The organism is Acinetobacter sp. TR3 (genome assembly GCF_027105055.1).
Classification (GTDB): Bacteria; Pseudomonadota; Gammaproteobacteria; order Pseudomonadales; family Moraxellaceae; genus Acinetobacter.
This window is the reverse complement of record NZ_CP114264.1, coordinates 575265-587766: the sequence shown is the minus strand read 5'-3', so window position 1 is coordinate 587766 and position 12502 is coordinate 575265. Positions and strand designations below refer to the sequence as shown.

Genomic DNA, 12502 nt, shown 5'->3' with positions numbered 1-12502 from the left:
GATGCTTTGGCTTTCTTATATTCTTCATACAAGCTTAAATGAACTAAAACTATTTTTTTATGTTTTGTTTATAACGCTTCGCTGGCCATGTCATGGTAAAACGTGCGCCACCTAAGTTAGGGCTTTGGTCTACCATAATATCTCCACCGAACCAATACGCGATACGACTCACGATTGATAAACCCAAACCATACCCACCTGATGCGCGTGTACGACTATCATCCAAACGAGCAAAGGCTTCAAAAATACGTGCGCGCTCTTGCTCTGGAATGCCCGGCCCATCGTCCTCTACACAGACATATGCCTTACCATCAGCACGAACACCACCACTAATTCGAACTTTATGATCGCAATAACGAACGGCATTTCCAACCAAGTTTTGTACCACACGATGCAAATAGCGACGTTCAGCATCAACACGTAATGCCAGAGGTGGAGCAATCAGTTCAATTTCTTTCTGGGTTTTGAGCGCCTCGGTCTCCATTGCGACCTGATCCAGCACCTCAACCAGCACAAGGTCTTCAAAATCAAGTGATGGTGTGCCCTGCTCCAGTTTGGCATAGGTCATGATCTCATCAATCAGGGTATTGAGTGCCTCAATATCCTTATCAATCATCTCCACCTGCTGAATACGGTAACTATAGTCATCCTCTTCTGCCAGCATCTCCATACCAAAGCGGATACGCGCCACAGGCGTTCTGAGTTCATGCGACACTGCGCGCATTAATTCCCGTTGCGCCTCAATCAACCGCTGGATATGGTCTGACATATTATTATAACTTGATGCTAAATTTGCCATTTCATCTGTGCCTTCAATCGGAACACGTAATGACAGGTCACCCGATTTCATTTTATTCAGGGCATGACGAACCTGACGAATTTTCCGCTCAAGCAGTAGAATTAAACCGTAAACACCTAGACTTAATAAGAATAAGCTAAATAAGGTAATACCTGCTGAAAGCTGAAAAGGCATCCAATTAAACATTGGAACTGGACCTAAGATAAGAACTTGTGCAGGATGGTTTGGCATTGGAGAAACAATTGAAATCGTTGTACCACGTACAGTTGCACTATCCTTATATAACAGAATACTTTGGTCTTGACGTAAACGACCGATTTGCTCTGAATCTAGATTAATATCTTTAATATTGGCAATCGTAATCGGATAGTAAAAATGTTTTTTAATTCTTTCTAAATATTCACGCTCTTGCCCCGGATAAAAAATCAAATAATCCAGTACAAAAATTGGCAATGCCTTCATTTGGCGCTCGCCGAGCTTATCCACTTTGATATAAAGATAATGTTTCGCATCATCTTTGAGGCCAATAATGATATAACCCACACCGTTATTGGCATCATAACGAACCACTGATTTCTGCTCAGCAATCCGCTTTTTCTCAGTACGAGAAAGCTCTACACGTGCTGCATCAACATAGTAGATTGGAAGTTCTAGTAAATCGGAGGCATCAGAAATCCAATCTAGCTTTTGTTGTTTTTGAGGCTGTCGAGATACCCCCTCACTGATGACATATGAAATACCATCCGTCAGATATTCACGATATTCTTGCGCGCGTTGATAGTTGATGACCTGTACCAGCAAATAACAAAATGCGGCAACAACAACAACTAAAACCACTAATCCAGCATAAATTCGCAAGAAAATACTGTTTTTAAGTACTCGACTTAGCATAAGGGAGATAATTCCAAGCTAATTTTAAGCAAGATACACATTACATCCCGTTAGTTTCTTTAACGAATAAATAACCTTTGCTACGCACAGTTTTGATACGTTTTGGATTTTCTGGATCATCACCAATTTTTGGACGAATACGTGAAATACGCACATCGATCGAACGGTCTTGACCATCGTATTCAATACCACGGAGACGCTCAAAAATATCTTCACGAGATAAGATGCGCCCTGCGTTTGAAGCTAGCAACCACAATAAGTCATATTCAGCGCTCGTAAAATCAACCAGCTCACCGTTTAAAGTCACTGAACGGCCACCGTTATCAATCACGAGATCATCAAACTCGATACGTTGAGCAACTTCGTCTTCAACTGTTTTATCAGTACGACGTAATAAAGCACGAATACGAGCTAATAAAACACGTGGTTGAACTGGTTTAGCAACATAGTCATCTGCGCCCATTTCTAAACCAAGTACTTGATCCATATCTTCAGTACGTGCAGTTAACATCAAAATAGGATGATGATAATGTGGACGAACTTCTCGACAAACGGTTAAACCATCTGCACCCGGTAACATCACATCCAAGACAACTAAATCTGGTTGCTCACTGATAATACGGCGAATCGCACGATTACCATCTGTTTCGACCCCAACTTCTAAACCGTTACGAATCAAATACTCTTGTGTTAAGCGAGCTAAACGTTCGTCATCTTCAACGATCAAAATTTTTGGTAACTTTTCTTCTTGGCTCATTTGTATGCCCCTACAATTAGAGTGAATCTATCTATAAAAATCTGACAGATACATTGGTTTATGTTTTGCAATATACACACGTTTACATTGTAAACAAGTAGGCGTTCACCAAACTGATACACGGCTAAGCACTTTTGTTATATTTTTATTTAAATTATGAATTTTAATATATTTTTTAATTTCATCTGCTTTTTCCGACAGGATGAATTTTTAGTATAGATTTTGTGCCAATGTTAAACAATTTGTTTCTTTCTTCACCCAAAATAATTTAAGTGTTTGTTTTTTGACTTATCCACAGAGTTATCTATAAGCCTTTTTGAATGGCTTTGTTATGCTATGTGCCTGTGAATTCAGCAGTTAAGACATGAAAAAAAAATTACCAAAATGTCAAGGATTGATCTACTGTAAAAAATCCCGTATCTTGTGTTGAAAATAAACTTTAACCACTAAGTATTGTGTTTATCCCTCAAACATCGTGGCATACATTTTGCTCGATTCAAACGGTCTATGAACATAAAAATAGATGATAATGGAGCTATGCTGACATGAGCATCATCACTTCTACTCCTGGTCAAATTCAGGTAATTAAGCGCACTGGTGAAATCGCGTCTTTTAATGCCGAGAAAATTTCTGTTGCGATCGGGAAAGCCTTTTTAGCTGTTGAAGGTCAACAAGGTGCTGACTCTAGTCGCATCCATGACCGTATCACTCAATTAACAGAGATGGTACTCAATACGTTTAATCGTCGTTTACCTTCTGGCGGTACGATTCATATCGAAGAAATTCAAGACCAAGTTGAATTAGCACTTATGCGCACAGGCGAGCAAAAAGTTGCACGTGCCTACGTTATTTATCGTGAACAACGTGCCACTGCTCGTCAGCAAGCAGGCGCGAACCATCATCCTACCCTTCAAATCACTGATGCTCATGGACAGCTCCAACCATTAGACCTCGATGCACTCACAGCGACAATCGAAACAGCAAGTGAAGGTTTGGAAGGGATTGATGTTCAAGCGATCGTCGATGAAACCGTTAAAAACTTATACAACGGCGTAAAAGAAAGCGACATCGCAACCACCATGATGATGGCAACACGTACTCGTATCGAGCAAGAGCCAAACTACACGTATGTAACTGCACGCTTATTACGTAATGAGCTAGTGAGCACAGGTTTAGAGTTCTTAGGTCTATCTACAGACACATTAGAAAATGATGCTTTAGAAACTTTCTTGAAGAAAGGGATCGAGCTTGATCTTCTTTCTGCTGATCTTCTTGATTTTGACCTTGCAAAATTGGCAGCAGCGATCCAACCAGAACGTTCAAACCAGTTTACTTATTTAGGTCTACAAACTTTATTTGACCGTTACTTCATTCATTCAAATGGCGTACGTTTCGAATTACCGCAATTATTCTTTATGCGCGTATCGATGGGTCTATCGCTCAATGAAGAAAATAAAGAAGAACGTGCAATTGAGTTCTATAACTTATTGTCTAGCTTCGACTACATGGCTTCTACGCCAACCCTGTTTAACTCTGGTACATTACGTCCACAATTATCAAGCTGTTATTTAACAACAATTGGTGATGACCTATATGACATTTATGGTGCAATGCGTGACAACGCTATGCTCTCAAAATGGGCGGGTGGTTTAGGTAATGACTGGACACCTGTGCGTGCTTTGAACTCATATATCAAAGGCACAAACGGTAAATCACAAGGTGTTGTACCTTTCCTAAAAGTTGCCAACGACACGGCTGTTGCGGTGAACCAAGGTGGTAAGCGTAAAGGCGCAGTCTGTGCTTACTTAGAAACTTGGCACTTGGACGTTGAAGAATTCCTAGAGCTACGTAAAAACACAGGTGATGACCGTCGCCGTACACATGACATGAACACAGCAAACTGGGTTCCTGATTTATTTATGCAACGTGTGTTTGAAGATGCTGAATGGACACTGTTCACTCCTTCTGAAACACCAGACTTGCATGACTTAACAGGTGCTGAATTTGCTGAGCGTTATGCACACTACGAAGCTGTAGCAAAACAAGAAAACATGCTCCACAAGAAAGTACGTGCGAAAGACTTATGGCGCAAAATGCTTTCAATGTTGTTCGAAACAGGTCACCCGTGGATTACATTCAAAGACGTATGTAACTTACGTTCACCACAACAACATGTAGGTGTAGTTCACTCATCTAACTTGTGTACAGAAATCACTTTAAATACAAACCAAGATGAAATCGCGGTCTGTAACTTAGGTTCGATTAACCTTGTACAACACGTTCAAGGTGGTGTGTTAGATCGTGAAAAGCTTGCTCGTACCATTAAAACTGCAGTACGTATGCTTGATAACGTCATCGACATTAACTACTACGCTGTACCACAAGCGAAAAACTCGAACATGAAGCACCGCCCTGTGGGTATGGGTATCATGGGCTTCCAAGATGCACTTTATGAAATGGGCATCGCTTATGGTTCAGATGCAGCAGTCGATTTTGCTGATGAATCAATGGAAGTGATCAGCTATTATGCAATCGAAACATCGAGTAACTTAGCAATCGAACGTGGTGCTTATTCAACATTCAAAGGTTCATTGTGGGATCAAGGTATCCTACCAATCGATTCTTTAGAAATCGTTGCGAAATCTCGTCCAGAGCGTATGTTTGAAGTTGATCGTACTCAACGTTTAGACTGGGACACTTTACGTGCCAAAGTTCAAAAAGACGGTATGCGTAACTCAAATGTGATGGCGATTGCACCGACTGCAACGATCTCTAACATTTGTGGCGTGTCTCAATCGATTGAGCCAACTTTCCAGAACTTGTATGTGAAATCTAACCTTTCTGGTGAGTTCACCGTGATCAACCCTTACCTTGTTCGTGCATTAAAAGAACGTGGTCTGTGGGATACTGTAATGGTGAATGACCTGAAACACTTTGAAGGTTCAGTTCAAAAAATTGCGCGTATTCCTGAAGAATTAAAAGCAATCTTCGCAACTGCGTTTGAAGTAGATACACGTTGGATCGTAGATGCTGCTTCCCGTCGTCAAAAGTGGATCGATCAAGCACAGTCATTGAACCTTTACATTGCTGGTGCAAACGGTAAGAAACTCGACATCACGTATAAGATGGCATGGTTACGTGGTCTTAAAACCACATATTACCTCCGAGCTTTAGGTGCAACATCTGCTGAGAAATCAACAATTAATACGGGTGCACTGAATGCAGTAAAACCAGCGACAATTGAAGCACCTATCGTTGCAGCTCAAGCAGTTGAAGAGAAAAAACCTGAAGCTCAAGTTGAAGAAGATGGTTTCACAACAGCAGCTCCAGTACCAATGGCTTGTTCAATCGACAATCCAGATTGTGAAGCTTGTCAGTAATTAGCTCTTGGGATAGCCCTTCTCGAATAAAGTAGGGCTTATTCAAGATTTAAAATATAGAGGCAAAGATGATGTTGAATATTAGCCATAACTATATGTTAGGACTAGCTGTTTTAATCTTTGCCTTTATTTTCTTTTATATACCAATGGTCTATGCATTTTTAGCCATTCGTAAACAACAGCGTAAGCAGGATCAATAAAGTGCTTTATTGGGAAGTAGAACTATGCTTCAACCTGATTTAGAACGATATGCTGATGCTCCTGCTGTTTTAGTACAGATTTATGTCGATCGGATAGTACTTCATTATCCATCTTCTACAGAATATCTAACTGAATGTGCACAGTTTTCACATCCACGTTCGTTATTAGGTGATTTTAGTATCGCTGAAACTACATTAATGCAGTTACTCAAGCGTGGTGGTGGCGGTTTTAAGTATCTAGCTCCTTATATGTTTATTCAAGCAATGGAGCGAATGGAATTTGGTTTAACACAAGTAGAAATACGAGCATTACAAGAGCTAGGGCTAAGTAGCGGGGCAAGAGCGATTGCCATTTATGATGAAACAGGCAAATTATTAACGCCAAACTCACTTCCCGCAGCTATCAATCTCAAACGTTTAGCGATGATGGGATTGATTATTACCCTTTTTGTTTTGCTATGTTTTTTATGCGCCATTTTCATTTTTTAAAACTGCAATGTAAATAAATTAAGATTATAGTGAGATTAAATATGTCTATCCTTAGCTGGGACGATTTTGAAGATGATACGCAAAAACCGACTGCACCTGAACACAAGTCTGCGTCCCTCGACTCGCAAAAAACGGTTAATACGCAAGTGGTATCTGATTCAGAGCAACCATCGCCGCGCGTGGCAGTTGCACAACCCACTGGAACCAGTACCATCAGATCAACAAATCCAACCGATTCGTTGGCTCGAGCATCTCAAGCCTTAGAAAACCTTGATGTTGCACCAGGCTTAGAAGAGCTTGAAATGGGTGCGCAGCGCGTACAAGTTGATGATAAAGCGATGATCAACTGTCGTGCGGATTTAAACCAACTTGTTCCATTTAAATATGAATGGGCTTGGCAAAAATATCTTGATGGATGCGCAAACCATTGGATGCCACAAGAAGTCAACATGAACCATGACATCGCACTTTGGAAGTCTGAAAATGGTTTAACTGAAGATGAGCGTACGATTGTAATGCGCTCTTTAGGTTTCTTCTCTACCGCAGATTCATTGGTTGCAAACAACTTGGTATTGGCAATCTATCGTCATATTACCAATCCTGAATGCCGCCAATATATTTTGCGTCAGGCATTTGAGGAAGCGATTCATACACATGCTTACCAATACTGCATCGAATCTTTAGGAATGGATGAAGGCGAAGTCTTCAACATGTACCGTGAGATTCCAAGTGTTGCACGTAAAGCATCATGGGGTTTGAAGTACACTCAATCGTTAACCGATCCTAATTTCCATACAGGTACACCTGAAAACGATCAACGTTTACTGCGTAACTTGATTGCATTCTATTGTGTTCTTGAAGGTATTTTCTTCTACTGTGGTTTTACTCAAATCTTGAGTATGGGTCGCCGTAATAAGATGAACGGTGTTGCTGAGCAATTCCAATACATCTTGCGTGATGAATCAATGCACTTGAACTTTGGTATCGACATGATCAACCAAATCAAGATTGAAAACCCACACTTATGGACGGCTGAGTTCCAACAAGAAGTGATTCAGATGATTCTTGAAGGCACAATGCTTGAAATCGAATATGCACGTGACACAATGCCACGTGGTGTATTGGGTATGAATGCGGCAATGATGGAAGAGTATTTGAAGTTCATCTGTAACCGTCGTTTATCTCAACTTGGTTTACCTGAACAGTTTGCAGGTGTAACCAATCCTTTTGCGTGGATGTCTGAGATGATGGACTTGCGTAAAGAGAAGAACTTTTTTGAAACGCGCGTTACGGATTACCAAACGGGCGGAGCGTTAAGCTGGTAAACAGACTTATTAGCTAAGTAATAAAAAAACCGCCTTTTATGGCGGTTTTTTTATTACTAATTTAAATTAAATCATTAGCTTACTTTTTGTTTAAAGCTTTCTGCTGCTCTTCAAGTTCTTTTAATTTCTTATTATAAGTACTATAAATTCCCTTCCATGTCTTACCTTTATCTTCAGAAAATTTGACTACAGCATAGCTTGATAAGAAATATGTATTCAAAAGAGCACCTGAATCAAGCACCGTGACATAACTCTGCGGTATTATTTCACGTTTTTGCCATGCTTGTGTTCCATGTTCTTTAACGGCCAATTCTCCCCTACTAAATGGTCCAGAAGCAATGTAAATATCCCCTTGCTTTGAAAATTGTGCAGGCCAAATATTTACCTTAAATGGGCTATCAATTTTTTGCCATGTAGCACCATGATCTTTTGAATTAAATTGCTTCGCAAAAATACCTGCAAAACCACCTTTCGAAGTAATCAAGCTAAATGATTGGTCTGGGTTAACAAACAACTGTGTGATATTAGCATTATCGGGTACCTTATTTTGACTCCATGCTTTGGTTGCATAGTCATACCGATTAATATTTCCATACATATCAGCATAATCAAAACCATGTTCATCCTCCCACATCCAAAAACCATTTAACCCTAACCAAGCATTAAATATTTTTTTTGTTAAAACAGGTTTCCAATCACCCTTTTCCAAACGTTCACTACGATAAATGGTCAGATCAGTTCCCACAATATGTGCTAAATACCAACCTTGTTGATCGTTACCAACAACATAAGCAATGATTCCTATAGGCAAATTACCCGTATCAACGGGACTCAGCACATCACTCCCTTTTTGATGCTTATAGAAATTATTCATCTCACCATAAGCTAAAAAATCAAAACTACTATTTTCTTTTATTGTTACACAATCAAAAGCTAGGCCTTCTTGACTATGAAGTATTTTGGCTTTTTCTTTTCTATCTTTGATGTCATCAATGAGGGAAAAAGAAAAAACCGAGCCAATTTTACTTGCTGCAACCACCCTATTCTCTTGTGTTTCCTTAAAACACTGCATCCCGAATGGTAATAATTTATTTTCATTACCAAATTTCTTTTCAATCTCTGCAATTGGTTGAGTCCAGCCTGTTAAAACCTTATCTCTATAAATTGCCTGAAGATATTTATCTCCAAATTTATTTATTAAATTTTTGTTGGATGCATAGTTTTCAGACCTTGAAAAAATATAAGCATCGTTTGCATGAGTTAATAGCATACGACCAAGATCAGTTGTTGTATCCTCAACCACCTTAAAAGTACCCATTGAATCATCAGCTAAACTAATAAATTTTGTAGTCCCCGTGAGCATAGGATTTGCACTAGGCATAAAACTATTCAGCTCGACAATACGATATTCACCCGCAGGTAGTTTTCCGCTATAAATCAAGGTAGAGCGCGAAACGTCAGCATTTATCACGTTAATTTCATATACCTTATTTTTTTTCTGAATCATTGTTTGTTCTGAAAGACTTTCCACTAACAATGTTGGAAAATTCATTCCAGTATTAAAGCCAATGCTTAAAACAATAGGGTATAATTTTTCTTCCTGTTTGTTTGGTTGAAATACATTTTTTGCATGTCCATTCACTGCTCTTGATTGTGGCGTTGTCGCACATGCTTGTAATACCAAACAGATAACCAAAGCAATGCTGCTTTTTAATATCAAATCTAATTTATTCATTTACGTCATCATTTCAATATTAGAAACTAAAAATACAAAAGAAGAGAACCGATTCTCCTCTACCTAATAAAGCCAAACATTACTAGATTTATGAATAACAAACCACAAACAAAACAATAAAATTGGTTTAAACTACATAATAAAAAAATTAAACACACTAAAAAACCTCTATTTAAAAGTAAAATTAAAATATTAATTTCACTATCTAAAAACTCTTATCTATTTTATATTTAAATCTAACCATCATTTAAAGATTCTTCCACATTCCCAAAATAGGAAAAATTCGATTCTTAAAGAACATAAACTGAATAAAAAGTCTTAGAAATACTTATGAGTACTTCTATAAATCAAAACAACTTACCTAGTTCGATTTTCCTCTAAGAAATGCAATGTATCTTTGAAGGTGAGCTGAGCAGGTAGAGTTTTTAGTAAAAATTGATATTCATGACCTGTCGGATAAGTTGCCTGATCAAAAAATCTGGTCGTCGTCGGAACTGAACGCTTTTTAAGTTCTATAGCAAGTTGCCGAGCTTGCTGTTCAAAAGATGCTGTATTTCCATCGGTCAAATAGATTGCGGGTAAGTTTACAGTCAAATGATCAGAAGCCGTTAGCCCAATATCATTTGGATTAACCAACCAATTTTTATCCTGTAAATAAGCCCACCCTACACGCTTGAATACAAATCGTGTAATCGATGAATTTGCTTGCTGCACCATATCTTTTAAATCATAAGGTCCACAATACAACAGTGATCCACGAATCTGTTGTGGTTCTAAAATAGCAGGTATTTTGAGTAATGCAGCATATTGAGGATTGTGCTGTACAAGTAAAAACTGTAATGCAATCTGAGCGCCAGCCGAATCACCTGCAATAAATAGATTAGAGCTATTCAAATGATGTGTATTTGCAAAGCTTGTATTGATATATCTGATTGCCTCCGAGACTTGAATCACAGGCTCTGGATATTTAGCAGAAGGAACTAAATCATAATTCAGTACCATCACATAATAACCCTTGTATGCTAAACGAGTTGCATATTCCTTAACTTCAAACTTATCCCCACCAATAAAACCACCACCATGAACCCAAATAATCAAAGGTTTATACTGTAAAGGATGATTTGGCGCATAAAAATCAAACTGATTCTTCTGATATCGTGATGGATAGCGTAAATCTTTAAAGACTTGTACATTTTTATCGAGATATTGCTTAGGACGATCGTCTTGAGGAATGCCAAATAAACTATGTTGCAACAACCATAAAGTTGGCTTTGGACTAAATAAACATACACTCAATAACAAGACTAAAAACAATGCAGCTAAAATTATTATTTTTCTCATCATCATTTCCATGATTCAGTCTCGTATCTAAAACAACAAGACATAATATACATAGATATAAACGTGATTATAAAATTAGGCAATCGTAATGCTTGCCTAATTTTATCCATGACCTAATCATCTATCTCCATAATATCAACGAAATAGATGTATCAATTCACATCATCAACCCAATAGCTGAATCTCTGAACCAGCTCGTTTTGGATCAATCAGAATTTTGGCATGTTGTTCTGGATCGCGTAAGGCATCAAAGGCATTCCCTACACCTTCCAAGCCCACCACACCAGTGATGAGTGGTGAACAATCCACTTTGCCTTCCGCAATCATATGTAAGGTGTCACGGAACTCAAGCGGTGTATAGCCCAGTACATACTGGATTTCCAATTCTTTATTAATTGCCAATGCAGGCTCAATTTTATCGCTTTGCATACAGACACCAACACCCACAATACGTGAGAACAATGGCGCACCCTCCAAAATTTGCTGCATGATGCCAGCCACACCCACGCATTCAAAAATCACGGGACGTTTAGGCAATAGGCCAAGCTTATCCCCAACACGCATAGCATTCACCCACGGCAATGAGAATGTCTGCACCTTATCAAAAATGCCCATCCCCATATTAATTGCTTCAGATACATTGCCCAATAAGCCAAGCTCTTTCCAACTACTAAATGGAGATTGCTGTTTAGGATCAATCAAGATATCTGCACCACACTGCTCAGCCAAGCGACGACGATTAGGTGAAAAATCACTAGCAACCACGGTTTTGACGCCTGCCGCTTTGAGCATAATAATCACACCCAAACCGACTGGACCACAACCAATCACGATTGCTGGTTCATTTTTCTTGATGCGACTCCGACGTACTGCATGTAAAGCAACTGCCATTGGCTCAGTCAACGCTGCACTGTCTGCGTCTAAACCATTGGGCACTTCAAACATCAGACTGGATTGCACCAAGACTTGTTCTGCATAACCTCCCGAAGCACTTGGCGACAGTCCCGTCGGAACATAACCTTGCGGGTCAACATTTAACAATGGCATCGCACAAACCAAACTATCCGCTTTCAGTTTACGACGTGTTTTTGGGCCATAGTCTAAGACCTTGCCGCAAAACTCATGACCTAAGACTAATTTATCAGAAGATTTTGCAACTCCATTAAAACCTACACGTGCTGCCAAATCATGCATATGGTCACAGTGATGCTGCATATGTAAATCCGAGCCACAAATTCCACAACGTACCACTTCAAGTAAGACTTGCCCTTTTGCAGGCACTAATTGAAGACTGTCTTCTAGCTTTAACTCAGCGTTATGACAAATCAGAGATTTCATAGGATGCTTTCCTTATTGTTTTATTGCATTTGTTAGCTTTTCTGACTTTTTATTGATTAAAACAGTTTGGCTAACGCATTTCATTTTTAATTTTGACAAAGTGTATTGTCAGAATCTATGACCTAAAGATCAATATCAAAGAAGAATAAGGTCAGCTTTATAAATCAACCAATGAAAAAGGTTAAAAATCATTCTCTTTTAAGTTCAAATAGATGAGGCTATTTTCTAAATTACTTCCCTATTTTCA

General features: G+C 38.9%; 9 protein-coding genes. 4 read left to right on the top strand and 5 right to left on the bottom strand.

The genetic code is table 11. The annotated features are described in order from the left end of the window. Positions 1-49: 49 nt before the first annotated feature. Entirely contained in the window at positions 50-1690 is a 1641-nt protein-coding gene (bfmS, locus tag O1449_RS02815; protein ID WP_269239107.1) for a sensor histidine kinase BfmS, read from the bottom strand. Between the two features lie 40 nt (positions 1691-1730). Further along, positions 1731-2447 (bottom strand): response regulator transcription factor BfmR, encoded by a 717-nt coding sequence (gene bfmR / locus O1449_RS02810; RefSeq protein ID WP_269239106.1) that lies wholly within the window; start codon positions 2445-2447, stop codon positions 1731-1733. A gap of 545 nt (positions 2448-2992) precedes the next feature. On the opposite strand from bfmR, the gene O1449_RS02805 reads away from it, so the two are divergent. The 4 genes from O1449_RS02805 (at position 2993) to O1449_RS02790 (ending at position 7841) form a co-directional block, all read left to right on the top strand. Further along, positions 2993-5827 carry a ribonucleoside-diphosphate reductase subunit alpha gene (locus tag O1449_RS02805; RefSeq protein WP_269239105.1) on the top strand — a complete coding sequence of 945 codons (2835 nt, stop codon included), beginning with the start codon at positions 2993-2995 and terminating at the stop codon, positions 5825-5827. Positions 5828-5898: 71 nt separating this feature from the next. Next, positions 5899-6027, top strand: a complete 129-nt coding sequence (locus tag O1449_RS02800) for a preprotein translocase subunit YajC (RefSeq protein WP_269239660.1) — start codon at positions 5899-5901, stop codon at positions 6025-6027. A gap of 24 nt (positions 6028-6051) precedes the next feature. Next, entirely contained in the window at positions 6052-6516 is a 465-nt protein-coding gene (locus tag O1449_RS02795; protein WP_269239104.1) for a hypothetical protein, read from the top strand. A 41-nt stretch (positions 6517-6557) separates the two neighbouring features. Then, positions 6558-7841, top strand: a complete 1284-nt coding sequence (locus tag O1449_RS02790; RefSeq protein WP_269239103.1) for a ribonucleotide-diphosphate reductase subunit beta — start codon at positions 6558-6560, stop codon at positions 7839-7841. Positions 7842-7920: 79 nt separating this feature from the next. On the opposite strand, the gene O1449_RS02785 is transcribed toward O1449_RS02790, so the two are convergent. From O1449_RS02785 to O1449_RS02775, 3 genes are all read right to left on the bottom strand, one after another. Further along, on the bottom strand, positions 7921-9576 hold the full coding sequence (locus tag O1449_RS02785) for an exo-alpha-sialidase (protein WP_269239102.1): 1656 nt from the start codon (positions 9574-9576) through the stop codon (positions 7921-7923). A 357-nt stretch (positions 9577-9933) separates the two neighbouring features. Continuing rightward, positions 9934-10929, bottom strand: a complete 996-nt coding sequence (locus tag O1449_RS02780; RefSeq protein ID WP_269239101.1) for an alpha/beta hydrolase — start codon at positions 10927-10929, stop codon at positions 9934-9936. A 153-nt stretch (positions 10930-11082) separates the two neighbouring features. After that, the gene (locus O1449_RS02775) at positions 11083-12255 is read right to left on the bottom strand and encodes a zinc-binding dehydrogenase (RefSeq protein ID WP_269229669.1); all 1173 of its coding nucleotides are present in this window, start codon (positions 12253-12255) and stop codon (positions 11083-11085) included. Positions 12256-12502 lie beyond the last annotated feature (247 nt).